The organism is Tenericutes bacterium MZ-XQ (assembly GCA_002838205.1).
Lineage (GTDB): Bacteria > Bacillota_I > Bacilli_A > Acholeplasmatales > Acholeplasmataceae > Mariniplasma.
The window spans coordinates 683,674-709,500 of the sequence record CP017950.1; the positions used below are offsets into that span (position 1 = coordinate 683,674).

Genomic DNA, 25,827 nt, shown 5'->3' on the forward strand with positions numbered 1-25,827 from the left:
ATATTATATCACGAAACATAGGATTTCATTAACTTGTCTATAAGATTTTGCATGACTTGATCTATATCAAAATGCTGATCTTTAAGTAAACTCATCGAAGTTGCATTTAAGTTTACAAACTCTGTTTGATTGACATTTAGACCTACACCAATGACAACATAATCAAGCATATTACCTTGGCTTCTTGATTCCATCAAAATACCACATATTTTATCAACTCCAACATATAAGTCATTAGGTTCTTTAAAACGGGGAGTGATGTCATGTGATTCTAACAAAGATGTAATGCCTTCTATCATCCATTTTTTTATATCTTCCAAACAAGAGACATCAATATCTTTGAGCAGTACACTAAATAATAAATTCTCCTTAGGATTAGAAACCCACATACGATCAAACTGACCCCTACCTTTTGTTTGAAAATCAGTTCTTATAAATGTTAAATGAGAAAAAGAGCTAAAATGCTCTTTTAATATATCACTTGTCGATGTTAAGTTGTCAAATGATAAATATGTGTATTGCATTAGACGCCTACCGCAAATGACACTTCAGCTTCACAGACTAATTCATCATTCACATATGCTTCTGCTTTGCCAAAGCCAAATGGTCCTTTAATTCTAGTGACTTCACAATGAAGATATAATGTATCTCCTGGAACGACACTTTTTCTAAATTTCGCACTTTTGATACCTGTAAAATAAGCAATTTTACCTTTATATTTATCATGAGATAAGATAATAACTGCTCCAACTTGTGCAAGAGACTCCACTAATATGACACCTGGAACTACAGGTTTACCTGGAAAATGACCTTTGAAATAAAATTCATCTGCTGTAACATGTTTAACGCCAATACCTTTAAATGTATCTAGCTCGATGATTTCATCCAAAAGTAAAAAAGGATCTCTGTGGGGAATAATCTCTTTGATTTCATCTAATGTTAACTTCATCATTTCACCTTCTTAAAGATCACAGCTGCATTTTGTCCACCAAAGCCAATATTAATGTTCATACCATAAGTCATATCACGTTTTTTAAAAACATTCGGTGTATAATCCAAATCACATTCAGGATCAGTTTCACGTATATGTATCGTTGGTGGAACTAATGACGTTTCTAATGCTTTAACTACTGTAATACATTCAATAGCTCCAGCTGCTCCTAAAGCATGCCCAGTCATTGATTTTGTTGAACTGATACTTACATGATATGCATGATCACCTAAAGCTTTTTTAATCCCTAATGTTTCAAGTCTATCATTTAAAACTGTTGATGTTCCATGTGCATTGATATAATCAAGTTCATTCGCACTGATTTTTGCATCAGCAAGTGCTTGTGTAATACAAGCTGTAATTCCAACTGCATCTTCATCTGGTGCAGTCATATGATAAGCATCTGCTGTTGTTCCATATCCAACAACTTCTGCGATAATTTCAGCATTTCTTGCTACAGCATGATCATAACTTTCTAGAATCATCACCCCTGCACCCTCAGCAATCACAAATCCTGTTCGCGTTTTATCAAAAGGTCTAGATGCATATTCTGGATCATTAGAAAAATCTAAAGCTTTTAAACTTGAAAATCCGCCTAGTCCTAAATCATTAATTGGTGCTTCAGCACCGCCAGCAAAGGCAACCTCTAAATAACCATCTCTAATATATCTAAATGCTTCACCAATAGAATTCGTTGCAGCTGAACAAGCCGTTACCACAGGAATGTTTGGTCCTTTAGCACCATATTTGATTCCGATTTTTGCTCCAACCATATTGATGATTGCATTGGGAATGAAAAATGGGGATATACGATCTTGTCCACGTGTAACAGATGTTTTAGTTTCTTCAAAAATAGTTGTTAACCCACCAATGCCACTGCCTACAAATGTACCAAATCTAAATAAATCAACTTTATCTAAATCTAGTTTAGATTGTTCCATTGCTTGTGCAGCAGCAACCAATCCTAAATTCGTTACACGATCAGCTCTTCTAATTTCTTTTTTTTCAATATAATCTTCGAAATTTAAATTTTTTACTTCTCCGGCAATTTTCACTTTCCAATCTGTTGTATCAAAAAGGGTAATAAAATCAATGCCGTTTTTTCCTTCTACTAAAGCTTTAAATGATGCATCTACATCATTTCCTACTGGTGAAACTAATCCCATACCAGTAATCACTACTCTTCTTTTTTCCATTTACATCACCATCCCGCCATCAATCACTAGCACTTGCCCTGTCATGTAACTTGCTAAATTGCTTGCTAAATACACGACAGCATTTGCTACATCAATAGGCTGTCCTAATCTTTTTAAAGGTATATTATTTAAATATGCTTCTACAAATTTTGGATCCAAGTTTTTGGTCATTTCTGTTTCAATAAATCCTGGACAAATCGCATTTGCAGTCACACCCTTGGTCCCAAACTCTTTTGCTAACGATTTTGTAAGACCAATCATGCCTGCTTTTGATGCACTATAATTGGTTTGTCCTACATTACCGATTAATCCAATGATACTTGAAATATTGATAATTCTACCTTGATTTGATTTTAAAAGTGGTCTTGCAGCATGTTTTGCCATGTTCCAAGATCCTTTTAGATTTGTATCCATCACTTGATCAAACTGTTCTTCTTGCATTCTAAGGATTAATTGGTCTTTTGTGATACCTGCATTATTAACCAATATATCAAGTTGTCCAAAAACATTTATTGTTTCATCAACCAATGTCTTTGCTTGGTTAAAATCTGAAATGTCAGCTTTAATAGCTAATGCGTCAGAGCCTAATGATTTGATTTCTTCAACCAGTTCTAAAGCTTTTGCTTCACTGCTTCTATAATTGATGACAACTTTTGCTCCATGTTTTGCAAGTTCCAAAGATATCGTACGACCAATGCCAGCAGCCCCTCCTGTCACAATCGCAACTTTATTTTGTAAATTCATGTGTGTTTAACCATCCTTTCACAGCATCAAAACTTTCATATGTATCAAAACTCATAACTTCAATGGTTGGATCGATTTTTTTAATTAATCCTGTAAGCACTTTACCAGGACCAATTTCTAAAATATGTGTAATGCCATCTTTTTTCATGTTTTGGATACTATCTATAAATTTGACTGAATGCGTCATTTGTTTTTCAATATGTGTATAGATGTCATCATCGCTTAATAAAGTCGCATCCAAATTCATATACATATCAAGTTTCTTTTGCTTTGGTTTTAGTATAACATTATTTTTTATATCTTCTACTAATTTCTTACTTGCATGCTTCATTAAAGGTGTGTGAAAAGCACCACTTGTATTTAAGATGACTGCGCGTCTTGCACCTTTGTTTTTAAGCAATTCTACGGCTTGATGAACAAGTTGTTCTTCACCAGAGATAACGAACTGATTTGGTGAGTTTTCATTTGCTAACTTTAAAACGCCCTCATTTTCAAATCCATCACAAACCGATTTAACATCGTCATATTCTAACCCTATGATTGCTGCCATAAGTCCCTTTTGTTTTTTTGTTTCTTCTTCCATATATAAAGCACGTTTTGAAATGATTGTTAAAATCTGTTTAAAATCAAAAACTTCTGCAGCAAAATAAGCAGTATATTCACCTAAACTAAAACCTTCTACTGCACTTATGATTGGATTTAGTGACTTTATCTTTTCATATCCAAATATAGATTTTAGTGCAACTAATGGCTGAACATAAAGTGTTTGTCTCATTTTTTCTTCATCTTTAAACGCTTCAATCACATCAAATCCTAATAAACGTGATGCTTCTAATGCCATATTATTAAATTGATAATCTCCATCAATAAAGTCAATACCCATATTTAAGTACTGACTTCCTTGTCCAGAAAAACATATTGCTAATTTGTTCATCTCATCACTTCCAAACTTAATCTATATTGATCAACTGGATCAAACAAGTTTTGTAAAACTTCTTCAACCGTCTTTATTTCCTTAACAAGTCCGCTAATTTGCCCTGCCATGACTGAACCAGTTTCCATATCTCCATCAAAAACAGCTCTTCTTAAAGACCCTAAAGTCATTTTTTCAAGTGTCTCCAAATCAACACCTTGATTTGATAACTCTATATATTTCACAGCCATTGGATTTCTAAGTACTCGAACTGGGGCTTTTGTTTGTCTACCCGTGACAATCGTGTCTGTATCTTTTGAAGATACGATTTTCAACTTATAGTTTAAATGGATTGGACACTCTTTAGTCGCTAGTAACACAGTACCTATTTGTACTCCCTTAGCACCAAGTGCAAAAGCTGCTAAAACACCTCTATGATCTGCAATACCACCTGCTGCAATGACTGGAATAGATACTTGGTCGACAACTTGTGGAACTAAAGCCATCGTGGTAAGTTCACCAATATGCCCTCCAGCTTCTGTACCTTCACATATGACTGCATCTGCACCCATACGCTCAACTCTTTTTGCGAGTGCTGCTGATGGCACTACTGGAATAACAATCATATGGTTTGCTTTCCATTTTTCCATATAAATCCCAGGTGAACCAGCACCTGTCGTTACGATTTTTACACCTTCTTCAACAACAACTTCTGCGATGTCTTTTGCATGTGGACTCATCAGCATAATATTGACACCAAAAGGTTTATCTGTCAGTGTCTTCATCTTTCTAATTTCATTTTTTACCCAATCTTTATCATACCCACCAGCACCAATTAAACCTAGTCCACCAGCGTTTGATACTGCTGATGCGAGCTCTGCAGTTGCGATATTTGCCATACCACCTTGAATGACTGGATACTTTATATTTAATAATTCACAAATATTTTTCATAGATGCCTCATAAATGAATGAGAGCACTTCCGTATGTAAAGCCCCCACCAAATCCTACTAATATCACTTTTTGATTTCTATTTTTTTGATCTAACATATATTCATCTAAGCTGATCGGAATGCTTGCTGCTGAAGTATTTCCATACGCTTCGATATTTAAAACAAATTTTTCCATAGGAATATTCATCGCTTTAGAGACTGCTTGAATAATCCTAATATTTGCTTGATGTGGAATGATTGCATCAATCTCATCAATGGTTAAATGAGCATCATTAAGCATTTTTTCGATACCTTTTTGCATAATATCAACTGCAAACAAAAATACTTTACGACCATCCATTTTGATATATTTTTCAACGGTCAGTGATAATAACTCATCTGGTTTAGCTGCATTGTAAAAAAATGCTTGATCTTCCTTTTTTTCACTTGGTTCTACAATCAATGCGCCAGCACCATCACCAAACAAAATGCATGTGTTACGATCTGTATAATCAACGACTTTGGTCAATTTTTCTGAACCAATCACCAATGCTGAACGAAAACGTCCTGACCCAAGCATTGATGCAGCTATTTCTAATCCATAAACAAAACCTGTGCATGCAGCATTTATATCAAAACTCATGCAATCATGAGTAATCCCTAATTTTGTTTGAACAAAATTTGCAGTTGAAGGCGTCATTTGATCACCCGTTATTGATGCAACTATAATTAAATCAATTTGATTAATATCATAATTTGCTTTTCTTATAGCATCCATTGCAGCATGATAAGCTAAATCGCTACTTTCTTCACTTTCAGATGCTTTATGTCTTTTTACAATCCCTGTTCTTGATACAATCCATTCATGATTTGTATCAACCATTTTTTCTAAATCTTGATTTGTTATTGTCTCTTTAGGTATATATTTTCCACTAGAGATCACTTTGATTTGTGTTTGATTCATCTATGTCTCCCTCTTTAAATACACCGATCTTTCTAAATTTTTCATATCGCTGATTTAATAATGTTTGCTTATTTAAAGTCCGTAATTCTTTTAGACGTGTTGTCATTTTATCTTTGAGTTCATTCACACCAAATGTTGGATTTTCATGAAGCCCATCTTTTTCTGATATCACTTCATCAATGATGTTAAATTCAAGTAAATCTTTGGCAGTTAACTTCATAATTTCAGCAGCTTGTTCAGCTTTGGAACTATCCTTATACAATATTGATGCAAATCCTTCAGGTGATAATATCGAATAAATAGCATTTTCAAACATCACGATATAATCACCTACACCTATTGCGAGTGCCCCACCAGAACCACCTTCACTTAAAACGATAACAATAATAGGCACTGATAATGCCATCATATCAAATAAGTTTTGTGCGATGGCTCTTGCTTGTCCTCTTTCTTCTGCTTCAACCCCTGGATATGCACCTGGAGTATCAATAATCGTAATAATTGGACGATTAAATTTTTCTGCTTGTTTCATTAAGCGAATCGCTTTTCGGTAACCTTCAGGATGAGGCATACCAAAATTATGTTTAATCTTATCTTCTGTATTCATGCCTTTTTCTTCAGCAATCACAGTCACTGGTATCGTTTGAAATTTAGCTATACCACCAATAATGGATGGGTCATCTCTAAATAAACGATCACCTTTAAGTTCTATAAAATCGGTAAACAACATCGATATAAGTGTTCTAGAAGTTATCCGTTTTGGGTGTCTTGCTAGTTTTACGATTTCCCATGCGCTTTTATGCATTAGATCCACCTTCTTCCGGGTGTAATCTTAAGATATGATATAGTGTTTTTCTCATTTCACTTCGATGAACGATCATGTCAACTTGGCCATGATTTAATTGAAATTCATCTGTTTGAAATCCTTCTGGTAAATCCTGTCTAATCGTTTGTTTAATAACTCTTGCTCCAGCGAAACCGATTAAAGATGATTTTTCAGCTATCATAATATCGCCTAAAGAAGCGAAACTTGCCGCAACACCACCGGTTGTCGGGTTTGTTAGAACACTGATATATAACAGTTTTGCTTCATCGTGTTTAACTAGTGCAGCACTTGTTTTAGCCATTTGCATCAGTGAAAAAATACCTTCTTGCATACGTGCACCACCCGATGCAGAAAAAATTACAAGCGGTAACTTATGCTTAGTTGCATATTCAATAAGTCTAGTTACTTTTTCTCCTACTGCACTACCCATTGAACCCATCATAAAAGATGCATCTAAAACACCTATTGCAGTTTTGATACCAACAACATCACCGGTACCACAAAAAAATGCTTCGTTTATTTTAGATACTTGTTTACCAATATTTAGTTTATCATCATAGTGTTCCATTTTTAGTGGATTAACCGATACGATATCATCGAACAAGACTTGAAAAGAACCCTCATCAACCACTAAGTCAATACGTTCGTTTGCTCCCATTCTAAAATGATAATCACAAAATGGACATATATAATGCCCAATATGCAGCGTTTTTTCATAAATTGCTGCACCACATTGATCACATTTAAAGAATAAGCCTTCAGGAATATCAATTGGTTTATAAGAAACTTCTTTTTTTCTAACTGTCTTTTTGAATTCTTCTAGTCTTTTTTTTCTTTTTTCTAAAAAATCATTCATTATTGTTTTCCTCCACAAGTAAGTGGAATCTTTGGATAAAACCAGTATCATAAACACCTTTGATAAATTCTGGATTATACATAATTAAATATTGATACTCAATATTTGTATCTATACCTTCAATAACAAATTGCTCTAACGCTACTCTCATCTTTTTAATCGCTTCTAGTCTTGTAGGTGCATAAACAATAAGCTTAGCTAACATCGAATCATAAAAAGGTGGAACATTATATCCAGGATATATATGGGTATCTACACGTACACCTAAACCACCTGGAAATAATACATTTTCAATTCTTCCTGGAGTTGGCATAAAGTTTTTCATTGGATTTTCAGCATTAATTCGGCATTCAATAGCATGTCCATTAATTTTTAGATCCCTTTGTTTAAAACTTAATGTTTTTCCATAAGCAATTCTAATTTGCTCCTTAACCAAATCAACACCTGTTATCATTTCTGTAACTGGGTGCTCGACTTGGATTCTAGTATTCATTTCGATAAAATAAAAGTTTTGCTTTGCGTCAACTAAAAACTCCACAGTTCCAGCATTCACATAATTGATGGCTTTAGCTAGTTTTAAAGCTGTTTGACCCATCTTTCTTCTGAGTAAATCATTTAACACTGGACTTGGTGCTTCTTCAATCATTTTTTGATTTCTTCTTTGCATTGAACAATCACGTTCAAATAAATGAACATAGTTGCCTTCTTCATCGCCAATCACTTGAATCTCGATATGTCTTGGTGACTCTATAAATTTCTCAATATATAAAGATCCATCACCAAAATTTGACAATGCTTCTAAAGATGTACGAGAAAAAGCGTTCTTAAATTCATCATCAGAACGAACAATACTTATACCACGTCCACCACCCCCGCTGGACGCTTTGATCATGACCGGATATCCGATCTTTCTAGCTACTTTTAAACCATCTTCAACTGATAACACTAAACCATCACTACCTTCAACAATCGGTACGTGATTTTCTTTAGCGATCATTCTTGCTGAAGATTTATCACCTATTAGTTCAATAGACTTTGATGATGGGCCTACAAACTTAATTTGACAACTTTCAACCATTTCCACGAAATCTGCATTTTCTGATAAAAATCCATACCCTGGATGAATTGCGTTACAACCAGATGATATAGCTGCAGATAAAACTCTATTCATGTTTAAATAACTATCTGTACTTGAGTTTTCTCCAATACATATCGCTTGATCAGCTAGCTTCACATGTAAACTATCAGCATCAGCTTTTGAGTAAACTGCTACTGTCTCTATACCTAACTCTTTTGCGGCACGAATAATACGAACAGCAATCTCTCCACGGTTGGCTATAAGTATTTTATTTTTCAACACCGTCACCTATTGTCATCAAGACTTGGTCATAGCTAATAACATCTTTGTTATTTACTTCTATTGACTTAATGACACCACTTTTTGGTGAAGTTATTTCATTCATGATTTTCATAGCTTCAATAATGCAAACAACTTGTCCTTTTTTTACATGTTGCCCAACTTGGACATATGGCTTAGCGTCAGGCGTTGCAGCAGCATAAAAAGTCCCAACAAGTGGAGATTTAATATAGGTTTCGTTTTTATTTTCAATTTTAGATTTCGTTTGATTGGTTTCAGTTGTTAAAGGTTCACTTTGCTTTTCAATTTGCTTTTCATTTAATTCATTTTGTTTAAGTTTCGATAATTTAATTTTGACATCTTTTGTTTCTAGTTCAAGGGTCATTAAACTCGATGTCTCAAACTCTTTTATGATTTGTTGTATTTCTTTTATTGTCATGACTATACCATCACTTTTTTATAGTTTTATTATAGTTGGTTTTTCAAATTCGGCATCAATTCTATTATATATTCACTTTTTACAGTTACCACCTTCTTTTTGTTATTCAAATCTTTTGAATATCAAAATACTGTTTCTATTCTATCATATAATGAAGGAAAGTCAATTGAAAACTATACTTTCACAAAATTAAAAAGTGTGCAAGCGCACACATTTCTAAATGATCTGGTTATCTAACTCTTTTTTATGAATCACGCGATCGATTGTATCTTCAATCTCATCTCTTATTCGTTCATGAATTTTCGGAGATGCACTTGCGTTATGTGGTGTAATAAAGCAATTATCAAGTGTCCATAAAACATCAGTTTCTGGGAGTGGCTCTGGAGTTGTGACATCTAATGCAGCACCTCTAATTTGGTGTGTCATTAACGCTTTTGTTAATGCTTGTTGATCGATGACATCACCTCTCGCAACATTAATTAGTAAAGCATTGGGTTTCATCATCGATAATGCTTTAGCGTCTATAATATGCTTTGTTTGATCATTTAAAGCAAGTGCTAATATAACATAATCACTTTCCTTTAATAGTTCATATAGTCCATTTTTTCCTGTGTAGATTACATCAAAAAATGGAACATGATCAAATGTTCTTTTATATCCAATAATTTTAGTATCAAATGCTTTCAGTCTTTTAGCGACATGTTGACCGATAGATCCGGTTCCTAAAATCCCGATCGTTGAACCATAAATCTCACTGTTTACAGATTTATATTTCCAATGTTTTTCCTTTTGTTTTTCGTAATGAAATCCCAGATTTCTATTGAAAAACATCATCTTAGAAATAATATCTTCAGCAATTTGAATACTAAATACATCTTTAGCGTTTGTAAGCATAATGTTTCTTTTCTTCAAATAATCTAAATCGACATGATCGTAACCAGCAGATATTAAAGCTATCCATTTAAGATTTGGGTATCTTTCAAGTGACTGAGGCTCTAATATACTCCCCATAGATACAATCACATCGGCATCAAAACTCTGTTCAATATCATAGACAAAATCGTGATCTTTAAATCTATTGATCGTTTGATCATAAACATCTATTTTTAACATTGTTGGATCTAAGAATATTTTCATCTAATCACTCCTCGTATAATATGTAGTGTAGATTTAGGTTGATACCTTACTACATATCATTATTTATAAGTTTGAAGTCCTAGTGTTATAATTAAATCAAGATGTAACTAGAAGAATCTGCTTCCACTCCTTGCACATCATGGTGCTATTTAAGCGTGCAAACCTGCTTGATTGGCTTATCTGCTAACCGGTTGTTGTTACCCGTTAGATTTCACTCAACTTCTATGTCTAACGGTGGTTTCTTATTGGCGAGGCTGCAGTTGTCTTTCAAGGCTAGGACTTCTCTTATATCTATTTTCCCTTGAAAGAAGGTGTTCTTTTGAATCATACTTTATGTGTTGGTATTGACGTTGCTAAACTGTCCAATCACGTTTATGCACTTAACTTTAATCGTGATAAACTTTTATCTGTCAATATTCCTAATACCCAAGATGGTGCGAACTTAATTGAAACGCATATTTTAAAACTTCTTGATAAACATCATCTCTCTAAAGTCATTGTCATCTTAGAGTCAACTGGTGTTTACTCCGGTCATCTTGCGACCTACTTATCAGCTTCTAAGTTTTTGAGTGTTTTCGATATCAAAGTTTATCTCATCAATCCTAAAATTTCTAAAAATTATAGAAAAAGTTTTGCTGATATGGATAAAACTGATCCTAAAGATGCTTACATCTTAGCTGATATTGCTAGAGTTGGAAGAACCGATGAGTTAACTCCCTTTAAAGGTGGTCAAAGACTTGCTTTAGAAAGACTCACAAGGCATAGACTTCATATTGCTGAAAAACTATCCAATGAGAAGGTTTATGCCCTTAATAACGTGTTTATAAAGTTTTCTAACTTTGAAACTATATTTTCTAATAACTTTGGATCAACTGCTGTTGATCTCTTATTAGATTATAAAACCATTGATGATATTATCGATTCATCTTTAGAAGATTTATCTGACTTTGTTGCTAAATCAAGTAAAAATCGCTTTGATAATTCACTTGATATCGCTGCTAAGATCCAAAAAGCTGCTAGAGATTCTTATCGTCTTGATAAAGTTTCTTATGATCCTATTAATACAGCTCTCGCCTCATCCATAAATGTCATTAAATGTTATGAACATGAAATGAAAGATATTGATAAAGCCATTTTGCGACAAGTCGCTGGGTTTAATCATGATCACTATCAAATCTTAACGTCTATACCTGGTATTGGTAAAGTTTATGCAGCCGGTATCTTAGCTGAGATTGTTGATATTAGTCAGTTTGAATCCAATGATGCACTTGCTAAATATGCAGGTATTACCTGGCGTAAAAATCAATCCGGGAAATTCACCGCTGATGAGACTTACATGACTAAAACTGGAAATAAATATTTGCGCTACTTTTTAATCCAAGCAGCCAACATGGCTAGAATTCATATACCTGAGTATCGTGATTTTTATCATAAGAAATATGATGAAGTCACGACTCATCAACACAAACGTGCACTCGCCTTAACTGCTAGAAAACTTATTCGTCTTATCTATGGTTTGTTGAGTACCAATAGACTTTATAAGTAAAACTTAATTAGATTAATTCTTATAACTTTTACTTTTTTAAGCATGTCTTTAAATGATGCTTTTTATTAACTTTATACTCGTTTTTTATATTTTTAGTGCTTGACATCTTTACCGGTTGCTTAAGCTTAATGTCAAATGCAAGTCTTTTTCTTTCTCCAGGATGATTTTCATCTAGTAATATAAATCCTCTAAGTTTATATCCCAGATTGGTAAATAATCTTTGAGCATATTTATTGTCTTCATGTGTATCTATCCTAATATAATCTAGTCCTTGACTTAATGTATATTCATGGGCAAATTTCATCATATTTATAGATATATTTTTTCCCAAACAATCTTTTTTTACTGCTAATCGATGTATCGTCATATAAGGTCGATCATATCCCCATGAACCACCAAAAATTTGATTATATGTATGTTCAATACCTTTTTTTATTGCAATCATTCCAACAATATAATTGTCTACCTCATCAATAAAAAACTCACCTAACTCTATATCTTCTAAAATCGTTGATTTTTCAGGTTTGTGGTATTGCCACTGATCAATATGTCTTTCTTTTAACAACTCAGATGTCTCAAGTCTTAATTGCCAAATTTGGTCAATATCATCAACTCTAGCAAGCCTGATCATCTTTGTCCACCAACACTACACTTAAAAGAAGCGCATCAGATTTAGGCATCTTTATAGGTAGTGCATACATGAAATATGTTTGTTCACTCACTTCTTTTAATCTTAATCCTTCAATGATATAGATATCTTTTTGAAATAAAATTTTGTGGGTTGGATGTCCAGTTTGATCGCGTTCGATACCAAGCGCATCTATGCCTACCCCATTAACTTTTTTTTGCGCTAAATAACTTGCTGCACTTTCTTTAAGATATATGAAGTTAAAATTGAACTCATTTTCAAAGCTATTTTGTGTTTTAAACAGAATAAAATCATTTTCATCAATTTCATAGTTAATAAGATCTGCTTCTGATATCCCATCTTTAACATGTGTCATATCAAAAACTTTGACAGGTCTTATCAACCGATTTAAATCTAATGTATCAGAGGTTTTCCCATCTTTAATCATATGCAGTGGAAAATCCATATGTGTTCCGGTATGAAGATTAAGTTCTACTTGTGTTTCATGACTGCTTCCAGTACTGAAGTCAGATGCAATACTAAATACAGGTTTTTTTTCCGGTTTATTTTTATAGACTTGCATATCTTCTTTTACATGCATGCTTACATCGTAGTATTTCATGACATATCAACATCCATTTTCTCTTTGATTAATGCTCTTAATGCATCAAATGATTTGTATGTTATAGGTTTATCTTGATGTTTTTTAATATGGTCAATGAGTTTCCAAGATAGTTCGATTTCATCCCATCTAGTAAATAAGGATTTATGATGTCCAGTCGCATCTAGTAATAACTTCTCATAAGCTTCACTCATATTTCCAAATGCTTGACATGCTGCACAATACTCTAATTCAACTTCTTGAACATCATCAGAGAGTCCTGGAACTTTTGAGTTAAACCTTAAACCCACACCATCTTCAGGAGCGATTTTGATAAAGAGTTTGTTTGTAGAAAGTGGAAGATTCCATTTTCTTTGTTCTGAAGTTTCTTCAAACTCAATAATAATCACAGACTCTTTTTTATCTAACTTTTTACCAGTCATTAAATAAAATGGCACTCCTTTAAATCTAGGTGTATTAACAAATGCTTTTAGAAAAACAAAAGTTTCGGTTTCTGAATCTTTCTCAACTTTTTCTTCATCTAAATAGCCTTCATACTGACCGAAAATTAAAGATTTTTCGTCAAATGTTATATGATCTAAAACCTTTACTTTTTCATTTTTAACATCTTCACTAAAATAAGATAAGGGCACTTCCATCGCAACCAAACTGACCATTTGTAACAAATGGGATTGCACCATATCTTTTAGTGCACCAGATTGATCATAATATCCGCCTCGATTTAAAATACCTTCTGTCTCTTTAACTATAATCTTTACATTTTTTATAGTTCTGTTATACCAAACCTCTTCAAAAATACGGTTTGCAAATCTAACCATTAAAATATTTTGAATCATTTCTTTTCCTAAGTAATGATCAATTCTAAAAATTTGCTTTTCATCAAAAAACTCCCAGAGTTCTTGATTGATTTTTTTAGCACTTGTTAAGTCGTGTCCAAAAGGTTTTTCAAAGATAATCGATTGATTCAAGTTGTCTTTTTTGACTAATCCTGAATGATTAATATTTTTAGCTACATCATAAAATAATTCCGGACCGACAGCCAAATAATACAGTTCTTTTGTGTCTTGGTTTCTATGCTCATCAAGCATTTCTTTAAGTGTATGATAGTCCTTGTTTTCAGTGATTTGCATTTGATGATAAACGACAATATCTTCTAAAATTTTTAAATCTAATTTTTTACTTGCTGCATCATCCATATGCTTTAAATAAGCTTGATCATGATCAAATGGTTTTCTTCCTAAACAGACGACAAGTGTTTCTTTAGGTATTTTATTTTCTTTATATAATTTTGATATAGCTGGAAGCAACTTTCTAGAAGTTAAATCTCCTGTTGATCCAAATATTGTAAAAATCAATTTTTTCATTTCTTCTTGTAGACGGCGTGACCACCGAACTCCTTTCTCATTGCTGCGATAACTTTTTCCTGAAAACGTAAATCGTCTCTTGATTTATATCTTGTAAATAATGATTGGGTAATAATTGGTAGAGAGACTTTAAGTTTTAAGGCTTCTTCAATCATCCACATGCCTTCACCAGAATCATCAACTCTTCCTTCTATTTCACTTAGATCAAGATCTTCTTCAAATGCACCTTTTGCATGCTTAAGTAAATTGGATTCAATGATGGATCCATGATTCCACATATCAGTGATTTGTTTATAATCAAATTCAAATGGTGATTGCTCAAGTAAATCCAGTCCTTCTGCAATGGCTTGCATCATTCCATATTCAATCCCATTATGAACCATTTTAACATAATGACCTGCTCCTGGTTTACCTACATGCGCATATCCACCTTCAGTAGATACATCTTTAAGAACTTGAGATACATAATTTATAGGTTCTTTTTCTCCACCAGCCATGAGACACATACCATGTCTCGCTCCAAAAGTACCTCCAGATGTTCCTAAATCAATAAAATCAATTTGCTTTGATTTTAAATAATGGAATCTTCTGATTGAATAATTAAAATTAGAATTACCAGCATCAATTAAAATATCATGAGGTTTCAAAAAAGGTAATAAATCTTCAATGACTTTATCAACTATTTGATTTGGTATGAGCATCCATAAGACAACGCGTTCCTCTCTATTTTTAAATAAAACATCTAGCGAAGTCGTTGTCATGAAATCTTTGGCTAATTGATCTACAATTTCTTTATTCGTATCATAACCCATCACTTCATAGCCATGTTCTTTAAGATTATATACCAAGTTAGACCCCATTTTACCTAATCCTATACATCTGATTTTCATATATTTCATCCTTTCTAAGCTTCATCCCATATATGCCATAAATAATGGGAAACGATTGAACGATATGGTTTCCATTTCTGGCTATATGTTTCTATTTCTTCAAAAGTCATTTCTGGTCGATTTAACAATTTTTTAAGTGCGTTTCTAAGCCCTAAATCTAATGTGGAAAAAACATCCATCCGACCCATCGAAAACATAAGAAACATTTGTGCTGTCCATACACCAATACCTTTAACTAATACAAGTTCATCAATAATTTCTTGGTCAGACATTTTTTCAAACTGATCAAAATTAAGTGTTCCATTTAGAACATGTTCTGCTAAAGATTTCAAGTACTTTATCTTTTGTCTTGAAAGACCAATATTTCTAAGTTTTTCGTCTTCCATGACAAGCATATGTTCAGGTTTATTGTCATGATTCATTAACTCTTTAAACCTATTTGATATGGCTTGTGCAGCTTTAGTTGATAACTGTTGAGCAATAATAGTTTCAACCAACGATTGATAATAATCCTTAGACACATGAACGATTATTTCCCTTTTCTTTTCAAATAGAGGTGCCAAATTTGGATCCTTTATCATTAAAGATTTAATTTCTTCACTTTCATTGTCTAACACAATTTTTGATCGCATGCTTATACCTCTTTATTTTGATATTCATATTATATCATGTTAAGAACTCATACACCACGATTTCAAAAAGGAAAATAAATGTTAAAATAAGACTATAGAATTATGAAAGAGGTTTTAATCATGAAATTTGCAAACCCTAAAAGTGCCTTCATCAAACCTAAATTAGGTGTGATTGCGACCAGCGAACCAAATGCTGCTCAAGCAGGTTTAGACATATTAAAAAAAGGTGGTAATGCCATTGATGCAGCTATTGCTACCGCTGCAGCACTCACTGTAACAGAGCCCACAAGTAATGGAATTGGTGGCGATAATTTTGCGATTGTTTGGCATGAAGGAAAACTCATCGGTATGAACTCATCTGGTCACTCTCCTGAACTTTTAAGTCTTGAAAATCTATATAAAAAAGGATTAAAAGAAATACCAACTTTTGGATTTGTACCAGTGACTGTTCCTGGTGTTGTTAAGGGTTGGGCTGAACTTTCAAAGAAGTATGGAAAGCTTGATTTTAAAGAAGTTCTAGCACCGGCAATTAAACTTGCGAAAGATGGATTTAAGATTGCACCTACAGTTCAATACTATTGGGATAGAGCATATAAAATCTATGAGAAAAAATTGAAAGATCCAATGTTTCAATATTGGTTTGACACATTTAAAAATGTGCCTAAACTAGGAGATACTGTATATTTAAAAGATCATGCAAAAACTCTTGAAGATATTGCGAATACCTATGGTGATACATTTTATAAAGGCGATATCGCCGATCAAATCGATGCTTTTTCAAAAAAATATCAAGGTTTTATAAGAAAAACTGATTTAGAAAAACACGAAGTAGAATGGGTAAAGCCTATTTCATCTAAATACAGAGGGTATGATATCCTTGAACTTCCACCTAACACTCAAGGCATTATCGGCTTAATGGGATTAAACATACTTGAAAATGATAATGTAAATCAAAAATCACCCTTAGATATTTATCATACACAAATCGAATCAACAAAACTTGCATTTAGCGATGGACTTAAATATATCGCAGATCCAAAAAGCATGAATGTGACCATTGAAGAGCTATTGTCTAAATCCTATGCTAAAAAGCGTTATGAATTGATCAAGGACAATGCTATAAATCACACTTTTGGTCATCCAAAACAAGCAGGTACTGTATATTTAGCAACTTCGGATTCAGCCGGTAATATGGTATCATTTATTCAAAGTAATTATATGGGCTTTGGTTCAGGATTGGTTGTTCCAAATACAGGGATAACACTACAAAATCGCGGACACAATTTTTCAGTCGATCCAAATTCTGCTAATGTTTTAGCTCCAAATAAAAAACCTTATCACACTATTATTCCTGGATTTATTATGAAAGATGATAAACCTATTGGACCATTTGGCGTCATGGGTGGGTTCATGCAGCCACAAGGTCATCTGCAAGTCATTTCAAGCATGATCGATTTAAATTTGAACCCTCAAGAAGCTCTTGATAGACCTAGATATCAATGGGTTAAAGATCAAACGATTTATGTTGAGCCATCTCTTGATAAAAACATTGTTGAGGGATTGTCAAAAAAAGGACATACGATTGAAATTAAAGAGGACTTAGGCTTATTTGGAAGAGGACAAATCATTTTAAACTTAAATGAACGCATATATGTTGGTACAGAAAAAAGATGTGATGGTACAATTGCATATATCTAAAAAAATAACACTCGGGATTTTCCGAGTGTTTTATTATCATAAGAATGTAACGATCAAAACGGTAAATAGAATAAGCATATCAACAATAACGATAATCATTTTTCTATTTATTTTAAACATTTAAAGAGATATACTCGCTTTCGCCATTTGTATCTTCTTCATCATCATCTTCCTCATCCTCATCTTCCGTTTCATCGTCCTCTGTATCTTCTTCGTCTTCATCTTCTTCATCCTCTTCTTCGTCATCTTCTTCATCATCTTCATCATTTTCACGTCGAACTTCATACTCGTACTCATCTTCATCATCGTCCTCATCTACAATGAGTCTATATGAAGATGTTTGTGTGATTTCATCAAAAATGACATAAACTTCAATCTCTCCACTACGCTCGATACCATCTATAAATGATTCGAACTCTATGGCAAGTAAAGAGTTACCGTCAACTACTTCATACTCAAAAGTGTAGGTGCCATAATTATTACCATCTACAAATTCTAAAGTGATTTCTTTTTCGTTATTATCAGTCTCTATCTCAATAACTGATTCTTCTACAACTTTACCGTTGACGACAACTTTGAAAGAAAACTTAGTTTCATCTTTTTCTTCTTTATATGATGTACTTACATAATTCTGTTCATCAATAGATGATTTAAAACTATATTTTTCTTCATTTTCTTCAAACTCTTTAGATCCAAAGACATCATATGTTTTACTTCCATAGATTAATATACCTTCGATGTCATATGATGACTCATCACCATCTATTTCTTCGTTGATCATATTGTAGTGCATAACATAAGTAATGACTGAACGCGTTAAATCACTCGTCTTAAACTCTGTTTTATATGCATATTCAGCTAACTCTGATTCACTTTCAACAATCATAAATCCATTATCATCATTTAAAAATCTTTCTGCTAGTTCTAAATATGGTAGCACGTGATCAATCACTGGATTTGTGGGTATAGTGTTTAATCTTTGAACAGATACACTCGTCAATAAGTTTTGCGTTTCTGTGTGTGATAAAATTGCAGCTGTTGACATCGCACTAAAAGATACTACTTGGTTATCTCCAGAAAATGTATATGGCTGTGTTGGATTTGTTGGTTGATTTGGCTGCAATAAGAAAGAAAATATTACTACAAAAACGACCATAAATGATGCTAATGCAAACCCAAATTTTCTTTGGATACTAAACCCATGAGCTTTCACAGGTTTTTCAGATGGTTTTAAATTGAACTTAGATAAATCAAGTTGTTCAGGGACATGACGTTCAATTTCTTGTTTTAAAACTTTTTTAATTTCATTTTTACGCATAATTATCCCCTCACTTTCTTCATTTTATCCAGGGCTTGTTGATAAAGCCAGGTCACTGTACCAGTTGGCTTATCAACTATTTTTGCGATATCTTTATGTTTCATATCTTCAACAATTCTTAATAATACAATCTCTTTTTCTTCATCAGTTAAAACACTTAACAAGCGATTAAACTGATCTTTTTGATCTGGCGTTTCTTCATGAGATGTCAAAACTTCATCATAATCAACTTCATCATAATGAACTAACTTTTGCTCTCTTCTATAGGTATCTAAAGCAAGATTTTTTGATATCATCAGAAGCCAGTTATAAAAGTTTGTTTTTGCCTGATACTGGTCAATCTTATCTAGCATTTTTAAATATGCGTCTTGCATGATATCTTGAGTCATACTGTGATCTTTTAAAATATTATAAATGACAATGTAAACACCTTTTTTTGTGAGGTTGTAAACATACTCAAAAGCTTGTTCATCTCGTTTTTTTAATTGTTCAATGATTTTCTGTTTTATGACCATGTTTTTCGCCCTTTGCAATTAAATTAAGGAAGGATGAGACCTTCCTTAACATAATTCTATCACAAGTTGTTTACATATGTTGTAAATACGTTTTAACGATTATACTTCAGTTTCTTCTTCGTCTTCTACTTCATCTTCGCTGTCGTCTTCATCGTCATCATCTTCTTCTTCATCTTCATCATCATCATCGTCGTCATCGTCACGATCTTTTTCATACTCATAATCAGCTTCACCATCTTTATCATCATCTAATACGATAAAATATGAGGTTTCGCCAGTAACTTCATCAACAACTACATAAGCTTTAATTTCGCCTTCTTCTTCAACGCCATCTATTTGAGTTTCATACTCAACTTTAATGACATTATCGCCATCTTCATTTTCGTACTTAAACTCATAATAGTATTCGTTACCATTCATGAACTGTTCTAATTCAACTTTGATTTCGTTATCTTCTATTTCAATTTTGATTTCTGATTCACTAAATACTTCACCGTCACGAACTTCTTCTATAGAGAATTTGGTTTCATCTTCTTCAACTTTATATTCTGATCGAACATAATTAAGTTCATCGATATAAGAAATAAATTCTAGTTTTTCTTCGTCAGCTTCTATTTCCTTTTCACCTTTGACAGTAAACGTTTGACTACCATAAACTAATATACCATTGATAATGTACTCTTGTTCGTCATCTGGTTCATCAGCTTCATCTTCTTCTTCAACTTCATCAGTTTCATCTGTTTCATCCTCTAAATCACTTTCTAAAACTTGATTATAATATAATGTGTATGTTTGCGCTTCTCCTAGTAAATCTGATGTTTGAAACACAATCATAAACTCATAATCTACATTATCAGAAGTTTGAACTGTAGCGTTAAATCCTTGATCACCTGACATAAATTTTTCAATAAGTTCTAAATAAGGTTCTACAACTTCTACTGGTTCTACAACTTCTTCTACTGTATCAAGTGTTTGTGATCCACTTAAAAGTGAAAATCCTGATTCTTTTTCAACTAGTGTATCACCAGTTTGACTTTGCAATAATGAAGAGGTTGCTAAAGCTTGATATGAGAACACATCTTCATCACTACTTAAACTTAAACTGAGTGTACTGCCTTGTGTACATGCTCCTAAAAATAATAATCCAAATATAAATAATGTAATACCTAACATTTTTTTCATGGTATCTACCTTCCTTTCACTATATAAACGAACAAGTCTTTGTTTTTGTTGGTAAAAAATTGAATTTTTTTCATTTTTTATTTTTTTTACCTTAACAAAGCGGTTTATTTTTTTTAGATTTTGATAAGAGCAGATAAAATGTTATCATAGAATTAGAAAATGTGGAGGTTACCCTATGTATAAATTAATAAAACCCACGATTGGATACAAAGAAAAATACCTTGATTATCTAAAAGACTGGGGTGATGAGTCTATGACTCCACTGACATCAGATCTTAAGGATATGTCATATGAAGAACTCTTAAAATATTTTTATGATGCTGAGCATGATATTAATTTACCTAGAGGATATGTACCTGATTCAAACTATTTCTTTGTTGATGAAAAAGATAATATTATTGGATTTGTAAACATAAGACATTATCTAAATGACATACTCCTAAAAATTAGAGGACATATCGCCTATGGTATTCGTCCATCAATGAGAGGTAAAGGTTTATCTAAAAAAATGTTAGGTCTTGCTCTAAAAAAAGCGAAAGAAAAAGGTATCACTCGAGTGCTAATGGTTTGTGACAAGTCAAATGTAGCCTCAGCAAAAACTATTATCGCTAATGGAGGAATCCTCGAAAATGAAGTGTATGATGTTACTGACCATGAGATCATCCAGAGATATTGGATAGATTTATCATATTAAATCCTATACAAAAAGAAAACACGCAAAATGGGTTGCGTGTTTTTCTTATATCCGGAGAAAGTTGGATGTATCAATACATTGACAAGATGTTTGATAATTTAATTTTATCAAAGTGTTTTTTTATTGTCACATGATTTGCTCTTGTTTTTTTTGCTTTTGTTGATATCTTTTTTCTAAGGCATAAACAACACCCAATAATAATACACCAATTATAAACGTCATAGCTGACGAATCAAATAGTAACAGGGCACTTCTTTCATATAAGAATCCACCCAATAACGGCCCTAAAACCATACCAATGGATAAGAATGATTGTCTAACACCCATGACCCTACCATATTTGCCTTCTTGTGCATGTAAAGAAATATAGTTTTGTTCTAAAGGTAGATAAACGGCTTTAGCCACCACATAGATCATATATATCGTGTATGCTGCTAATAAAAAATTAGAAGCTCTAAACACGTAAAATACAATAGCTGCACTTAATAGTTGAATCACAGCAATTGCAACAAGTTGCTTTTTTAATCTTGAGAAAAATGGAACAATAAAAACACTGGTTACAACCGATACAACCCCAGTTGCAAACACAAATGTTCCTAAATCTTGTGGAGAATATCCTAGTTCATCAAAATAAACATCGATGTATTTACTAAGATTTGTTGCACCTATTGTCATAAATGTAAGTGAGATTAGAAAGAATAACAAACTAAGTCTAATATGAGCAACCTCTTTTAAGTTTGTAAATATATTTCCTTTTTTAGGTGTCTGGGCATCGAATTTAGAATCCACAAACGTAAAATATAAAAAGATTGCATATATCGAATTAAAGATAGCTTGTATTAAAAAGATTTTGCTATAGTTATCAATATTTAGAAAATCAACAATGGTATCATTTGTACTCATAAACCCACCTAAATAATATCCCATAGATGCACCTAAAGTTAATGCTGCAGCTGCATATGCTAAATGTTTTGCTCTTTGCTCTTTATTAGATAGTTCAATGATGTGACTTGTTAAGAGTGTAATTGCTGCTACAGCTCCTATACCACTTAAAAATCTAAAGAAAATCATGCCATATTGATTACCAACATATCCAAAAAATAATTGACCAATACTATATAATATAATTCCTATGAGAATATATTTCTTTTTCTTACCTGCATCACCTAATGTCCCCCAAATAGGTCCGCCAATCATTAGACCAAAGCTCATGGACGCAAAAAATACACCAAACATATAATCTGGTATATCTAAAGATCTTACAAATGCGGGAGTGACTGGATGACCAATGTTATGTGCAATTCCTTGTATTAAAAAATATGAAATTGTTATGATAAGTGATTTTTTCATTGGTGCCTCCTATTGCTAAACATATTATAACATTACATACCTCTTTTTGATTTTTATTCGCAAAAAAAATGAGCTCAAAATCGATTAAAGATGCTGGCTCATATATGCTTGATATGCTTGATGTACTTTTTTTGCTAATTGTTCTATATGCTCTGATTCATTATATAGAATTAAATCGATTCGTTTGATATGTTCTTCCTTAAATACTTCTCTATCATTTAAAATCCTTTTTTCGATCAGATTAGGATCATCTAATCGGTCATGCATTCTTTTTCTTCTAATCAATTCAGATGCTTTTACATATACAACAAATACATCTTTTTCTAATTGATCAATAAGAGTATTTGCTCCATTGGGATCAACAATGATGATCCCTTGTTTAAAAACATCTTTCTTTTGTATACCATAATAGTTTTGATTATACTGTGTCACTTCAAAAAAACCTTTGTTTTCAATTAAAGATTCGAACTGATCTTTACTTAAAAAATGATAGTCTATACCATCTTTTTCACCCACGCGTTTATCTCTTGTGGTTGTAGTGACGCATTTCTTATATCCAAAGTGGTTGTAAAGAGTTTTTGCTAATTCAGTTTTTCCGCTTGCGCTAGCTCCGACACATACGATCATTTGGTTACCTCGTGTTCTATACATAGTTTGTTTTATCTCTATTTATTGTAACATGAACAAGATGTTTATTGGTGTTGATTTTTATCTTTTTCAACTTAAAATATATCGCATTTACAGAACATCAAAACCGCTTTTTACATATGATGATATCTATGCTCTTAAGCTTTAATAACATTCATAAAACAATCTTATGCTTTGATCTATATTTTTATCATCACCAAAATCACAAGTGATCTTAACATTTCATGTATTATTCAAATGCTTTTATAAGTTTCTCATATTTTTCATTAAATTTTTCATCAATGGTCTGTGCTTCTTTATGTGTTAAATAATAATTAACTGCTCTTTTAGCAATCTCAGGATACTCAGTTTCTGAAACATAATGTGGGGCTACAGCTTTAATTTTAGAGTTATTAAATACTGCATTTTCTTTTTTATCGCCATAAAGCTCACCTTTAACTTCAGGAAAATGCTTTAAAATATCATCAGTTGGAATATAGATAATATTAGGTTTTTTTCCAAGTGCTTCATAGATTGATGCTGTAATTTCATTCCAAGTATAAACTTTGTCACTTGTTAAGTGATAATATTCTTGATAGGTCATCTCATTTCCAAAAATATCAACAAAAGCTTTCGCAAAATCTTTATGATATGTTAATGTCCATAAAGATTCTCCATCATCTGGAAGAACGATAGGCTGATCATTGATCATGCGGTTTAAGATCGTAAATGGATGACTCCAAGGGCTAAGTTGAAATACAAGTGATCGATCATTATACGTATGAGATGGTCTAATAATTGTTACATTAAATTCATCATCCCTTAAGCTTAATAGGTACTCTTCAGCATACTTTTTATTTTGAGAATATTGCCAATAAGGATTCTCAAGTGGAATATCTTCAGTTATTGGACTTTTAGGTAAAGGTTTATGGTATGCGGATGCTGTAGAAATAAAAATATATTGGTTTGTTTTACCTTTGAAAAGACGGTAATCTCTTTGAACATGTTCAACAGTAAACGCAAAAAACTCAATAATCACATCAAAAAAGTGAGGAATCAAAAGTTCTTTAACTCTTTGTTCATCGTTAATATCTGAAGTCAGTTGTGTTACAGGCTTATTGAACTCAACATTTTTATTTCCCCGATTTAATAAAAATACCTCCATACCTCTATTTAGTGCTTCTTCAACAACTGCAGTTGATATTAAACCCGTCCCACCAATCAATAAAATTTTCATAACTAGCTCCTTTGATTTCATAGTTGTATTTTACCATGAAATCTAACAATTAAAAAAGCATGCACAGGCATGCTCGTTTATAGCTTCATATAATTTTGATTTGCTGCTTTTAACAACCGATTCATTAAGGCATCTTTATATTTTCCTTCATGAAAAGCAATCGCATAAATGATATCTATTTCATTTTTATCCATATCTCTAAGTGCTGCAAACAAATTCGATGCAATCTCTTCTTCTTGGTTTGGCATGCCAATTGAATAAATATAGACATCTTTTAGTAAGTCTTTAAAATCTGATGTACAAATCACACCAATTTTATGATCACCTTTACTTGAATTTATTATATCATTGATAAATGTAACGACCTTATCCTTTTCTCCATCTATAATCATCAATTCACCTTTTGGTGCATAATGACGATACTTCATTCCAGGAGCTTTAGGGATTTCATGTTCGGATGTTAAACTCCCACCGATAACTTTAGGGATAATCTCTTCTAGCATTTCTTTTGTGATGACACCTGGTCTTAATATCACTGGTATTTCATGGGTCACATCTAATACTGTCGACTCAATACCTACTTTGGATTTTCCACCATCAATCATAATATCAACTTTATCCTTAAAATCTTCTAACACATGATCAAAAAGTGTTGATGATGGTTTTCCACTGATATTTGCACTTGGTGCACAAATTGGTACACCAGCGATATCAATGACTTTTAAAGCGATATCATGACTAGGCATTCTTATACCCACTGTCTCAAGACCTCCAGTGATCATATAAGGCACATGGTTTTGTTTTTCAAATACCATTGTCAGCGGACCAGGCCAAAATTTGTCCATCAAATTTTTAACATAAGGTTGATGATTTTTTGTATACTTATATACATCTGTTTGATGAGAGATATGCATAATTAAAGGATTATCACTTGGTCTACCTTTGACTTCATAAATCCCTTTAATGCCTTTTTCTGATAATGCGTAGGCTCCAATACCATAAACTGTTTCAGTGGGAAAAATAATATTTTTACCAGATAGTAATGTTTCTTTTATGTCTTTTTGTACATCTATTTGATTTAAATCACTCACTTGATATATTCTTGTTTTCATTTGATTACCTTCTTAAAAAATCATACTCAACCATTATATCATAAATTACTATTTCAT

At 32.6% G+C, this 25,827-nt stretch carries 27 protein-coding genes; 3 read left to right on the forward strand and 24 right to left on the reverse strand.

Features of this window, described 5'->3' with window-relative positions; genetic code table 11:
- Positions 1-8: 8 nt before the first annotated feature.
- The 12 genes from BK011_03410 to BK011_03465 all read right to left on the reverse strand — a co-directional run bounded on the left by BK011_03410 (position 9) and on the right by BK011_03465 (position 10,355).
- Positions 9-524 carry a biotin--[acetyl-CoA-carboxylase] ligase gene (locus BK011_03410; protein AUD64770.1) on the reverse strand — a complete coding sequence of 172 codons (516 nt, stop codon included), beginning with the start codon at positions 522-524 and terminating at the stop codon, positions 9-11.
- Positions 524-952 carry a 3-hydroxyacyl-[acyl-carrier-protein] dehydratase FabZ gene (locus tag BK011_03415; protein ID AUD64771.1) on the reverse strand — a complete coding sequence of 143 codons (429 nt, stop codon included), beginning with the start codon at positions 950-952 and terminating at the stop codon, positions 524-526. The genes BK011_03410 and BK011_03415 overlap by 1 nt, the downstream gene beginning before the upstream one ends.
- Positions 949-2,187: a beta-ketoacyl-[acyl-carrier-protein] synthase II gene (locus BK011_03420; GenBank protein AUD64772.1), complete on the reverse strand. Its 1,239-nt coding sequence runs from the start codon at positions 2,185-2,187 to the stop codon at positions 949-951. Before BK011_03420 ends, BK011_03415 begins: the two co-directional genes overlap by 4 nt.
- Positions 2,188-2,931 (reverse strand): 3-oxoacyl-[acyl-carrier-protein] reductase, encoded by a 744-nt coding sequence (locus BK011_03425; protein AUD64773.1) that lies wholly within the window; start codon positions 2,929-2,931, stop codon positions 2,188-2,190. It abuts the gene before it with no gap.
- Positions 2,915-3,865: a hypothetical protein gene (locus BK011_03430; GenBank protein AUD64774.1), complete on the reverse strand. Its 951-nt coding sequence runs from the start codon at positions 3,863-3,865 to the stop codon at positions 2,915-2,917. The genes BK011_03425 and BK011_03430 overlap by 17 nt, the downstream gene beginning before the upstream one ends.
- The gene (locus BK011_03435) at positions 3,862-4,797 is read right to left on the reverse strand and encodes a 2-nitropropane dioxygenase (protein ID AUD64775.1); all 936 of its coding nucleotides are present in this window, start codon (positions 4,795-4,797) and stop codon (positions 3,862-3,864) included. The genes BK011_03430 and BK011_03435 overlap by 4 nt, the downstream gene beginning before the upstream one ends.
- A gap of 7 nt (positions 4,798-4,804) precedes the next feature.
- The gene (locus BK011_03440) at positions 4,805-5,740 is read right to left on the reverse strand and encodes a 3-oxoacyl-ACP synthase (protein ID AUD64776.1); all 936 of its coding nucleotides are present in this window, start codon (positions 5,738-5,740) and stop codon (positions 4,805-4,807) included.
- Positions 5,709-6,545, reverse strand: a complete 837-nt coding sequence (locus BK011_03445) for an acetyl-CoA carboxylase carboxyltransferase subunit alpha (protein ID AUD64777.1) — start codon at positions 6,543-6,545, stop codon at positions 5,709-5,711. Before BK011_03445 ends, BK011_03440 begins: the two co-directional genes overlap by 32 nt.
- Positions 6,538-7,422: an acetyl-CoA carboxylase subunit beta gene (locus tag BK011_03450; protein AUD64778.1), complete on the reverse strand. Its 885-nt coding sequence runs from the start codon at positions 7,420-7,422 to the stop codon at positions 6,538-6,540. Before BK011_03450 ends, BK011_03445 begins: the two co-directional genes overlap by 8 nt.
- Positions 7,415-8,779, reverse strand: a complete 1,365-nt coding sequence (locus tag BK011_03455; GenBank protein AUD64779.1) for an acetyl-CoA carboxylase biotin carboxylase subunit — start codon at positions 8,777-8,779, stop codon at positions 7,415-7,417. Before BK011_03455 ends, BK011_03450 begins: the two co-directional genes overlap by 8 nt.
- On the reverse strand, positions 8,769-9,218 hold the full coding sequence (locus BK011_03460; protein AUD64780.1) for an acetyl-CoA carboxylase, biotin carboxyl carrier protein: 450 nt from the start codon (positions 9,216-9,218) through the stop codon (positions 8,769-8,771). The genes BK011_03455 and BK011_03460 overlap by 11 nt, the downstream gene beginning before the upstream one ends.
- 216 nt (positions 9,219-9,434) lie before the next feature.
- The gene (locus BK011_03465) at positions 9,435-10,355 is read right to left on the reverse strand and encodes a hypothetical protein (protein ID AUD64781.1); all 921 of its coding nucleotides are present in this window, start codon (positions 10,353-10,355) and stop codon (positions 9,435-9,437) included.
- 319 nt (positions 10,356-10,674) lie between these two features.
- Here BK011_03465 and BK011_03470 point away from each other — a divergent pair, with 319 nt between their 5' ends.
- Positions 10,675-11,901: a hypothetical protein gene (locus BK011_03470; protein AUD64782.1), complete on the forward strand. Its 1,227-nt coding sequence runs from the start codon at positions 10,675-10,677 to the stop codon at positions 11,899-11,901.
- Positions 11,902-11,929: 28 nt separating this feature from the next.
- Here the strand turns inward: BK011_03470 and BK011_03475 are convergent, their stop codons facing one another.
- From BK011_03475 to BK011_03495, 5 genes are read right to left on the reverse strand one after another with little or no spacing between them, the layout of a single operon-like run.
- A complete protein-coding gene (locus BK011_03475) occupies positions 11,930-12,532 on the reverse strand; it encodes a hypothetical protein (GenBank protein ID AUD64783.1) in 603 nt (200 codons plus the stop codon).
- Positions 12,516-13,151, reverse strand: coding sequence for a cyclase (locus tag BK011_03480; GenBank protein AUD64784.1), 636 nt, complete (start codon positions 13,149-13,151; stop codon positions 12,516-12,518). Before BK011_03480 ends, BK011_03475 begins: the two co-directional genes overlap by 17 nt.
- Complete coding sequence (locus BK011_03485; protein AUD64785.1) at positions 13,148-14,515, reverse strand: glucose-6-phosphate dehydrogenase; 1,368 nt, start codon at positions 14,513-14,515, stop codon at positions 13,148-13,150. The genes BK011_03480 and BK011_03485 overlap by 4 nt, the downstream gene beginning before the upstream one ends.
- Complete coding sequence (locus BK011_03490) at positions 14,512-15,405, reverse strand: 6-phosphogluconate dehydrogenase (decarboxylating) (GenBank protein AUD64786.1); 894 nt, start codon at positions 15,403-15,405, stop codon at positions 14,512-14,514. Before BK011_03490 ends, BK011_03485 begins: the two co-directional genes overlap by 4 nt.
- Positions 15,406-15,419: 14 nt before the next feature.
- Positions 15,420-16,037 carry a hypothetical protein gene (locus BK011_03495; protein ID AUD64787.1) on the reverse strand — a complete coding sequence of 206 codons (618 nt, stop codon included), beginning with the start codon at positions 16,035-16,037 and terminating at the stop codon, positions 15,420-15,422.
- A 120-nt stretch (positions 16,038-16,157) separates the two neighbouring features.
- On the opposite strand from BK011_03495, the gene BK011_03500 reads away from it, so the two are divergent.
- The gene (locus BK011_03500) at positions 16,158-17,735 is read left to right on the forward strand and encodes a gamma-glutamyltransferase (protein ID AUD64788.1); all 1,578 of its coding nucleotides are present in this window, start codon (positions 16,158-16,160) and stop codon (positions 17,733-17,735) included.
- A 112-nt stretch (positions 17,736-17,847) separates the two neighbouring features.
- Here the strand turns inward: BK011_03500 and BK011_03505 are convergent, their stop codons facing one another.
- The 3 genes from BK011_03505 to BK011_03515 form a co-directional block, all read right to left on the reverse strand.
- A complete protein-coding gene (locus BK011_03505; GenBank protein AUD66134.1) occupies positions 17,848-18,267 on the reverse strand; it encodes a hypothetical protein in 420 nt (139 codons plus the stop codon).
- A gap of 788 nt (positions 18,268-19,055) precedes the next feature.
- Complete coding sequence (locus BK011_03510) at positions 19,056-19,568, reverse strand: hypothetical protein (protein AUD64789.1); 513 nt, start codon at positions 19,566-19,568, stop codon at positions 19,056-19,058.
- Positions 19,569-19,667: 99 nt separating this feature from the next.
- Positions 19,668-20,750, reverse strand: coding sequence for a hypothetical protein (locus tag BK011_03515; GenBank protein AUD64790.1), 1,083 nt, complete (start codon positions 20,748-20,750; stop codon positions 19,668-19,670).
- Positions 20,751-20,925: 175 nt separating this feature from the next.
- Here BK011_03515 and BK011_03520 point away from each other — a divergent pair, with 175 nt between their 5' ends.
- The gene (locus BK011_03520; protein ID AUD64791.1) at positions 20,926-21,444 is read left to right on the forward strand and encodes a hypothetical protein; all 519 of its coding nucleotides are present in this window, start codon (positions 20,926-20,928) and stop codon (positions 21,442-21,444) included.
- Between the two features lie 126 nt (positions 21,445-21,570).
- Here BK011_03520 and BK011_03525 read toward each other — a convergent pair whose 3' ends face one another.
- The 4 genes from BK011_03525 to BK011_03540 all read right to left on the reverse strand — a co-directional run bounded on the left by BK011_03525 (position 21,571) and on the right by BK011_03540 (position 25,770).
- On the reverse strand, positions 21,571-22,794 hold the full coding sequence (locus tag BK011_03525; protein ID AUD64792.1) for a hypothetical protein: 1,224 nt from the start codon (positions 22,792-22,794) through the stop codon (positions 21,571-21,573).
- Between the two features lie 84 nt (positions 22,795-22,878).
- Positions 22,879-23,421, reverse strand: a complete 543-nt coding sequence (locus tag BK011_03530) for a hypothetical protein (protein ID AUD64793.1) — start codon at positions 23,419-23,421, stop codon at positions 22,879-22,881.
- Positions 23,422-23,671: 250 nt separating this feature from the next.
- Complete coding sequence (locus BK011_03535) at positions 23,672-24,658, reverse strand: hypothetical protein (GenBank protein AUD64794.1); 987 nt, start codon at positions 24,656-24,658, stop codon at positions 23,672-23,674.
- Between the two features lie 77 nt (positions 24,659-24,735).
- Positions 24,736-25,770 carry a threonylcarbamoyl-AMP synthase gene (locus tag BK011_03540; protein ID AUD64795.1) on the reverse strand — a complete coding sequence of 345 codons (1,035 nt, stop codon included), beginning with the start codon at positions 25,768-25,770 and terminating at the stop codon, positions 24,736-24,738.
- Positions 25,771-25,827 lie beyond the last annotated feature (57 nt).